Consider the following 331-nt stretch of genomic DNA (forward strand, 5'->3'; position numbering starts at 1 on the left):
TGCCCAGCGTGCGGCCGTAACGGTCGGTGTCCTTCTCGTCGACCAGGACGTGCCGGCGGAACACCATGCCGGCCAGCGCCTGGCGCGCACGTTCGCCGAAGGCTTGCCGCTTTTCCGGCGCGTCAATGTCCACCAGGCGCACGCGCACCGGCTGCTTGTCTACCAGCACGTCGATGGTGTCGCCGTCGATGATGCGCACGACCTCGCCGCGCAGCTCGGCCCATGCCGGCGAGGCAACGACCAGGACGGCCAGCGCGGCAGCGGCGCGCAGCATGGCGTAGCTTCGGCGCTTCATGCGTGGCCCCATTGCTGATGATCGGGGTACGCCAGG

At 69.8% G+C, this 331-nt stretch carries 1 protein-coding gene; it reads right to left on the minus strand.

Going from position 1 to position 331, the window contains the following annotated elements; all coding sequences use genetic code 11:
• The coding region (locus tag AC0L3J_RS37790) for a thermonuclease family protein (protein ID WP_473350501.1) at window positions 1-295 on the minus strand (295 nt) is incomplete at its 3' end.
• Between the last annotated feature and the right edge of the window lie 36 nt (window positions 296-331).

Source organism: Bradyrhizobium sp. Kon37 (assembly GCF_055807535.1).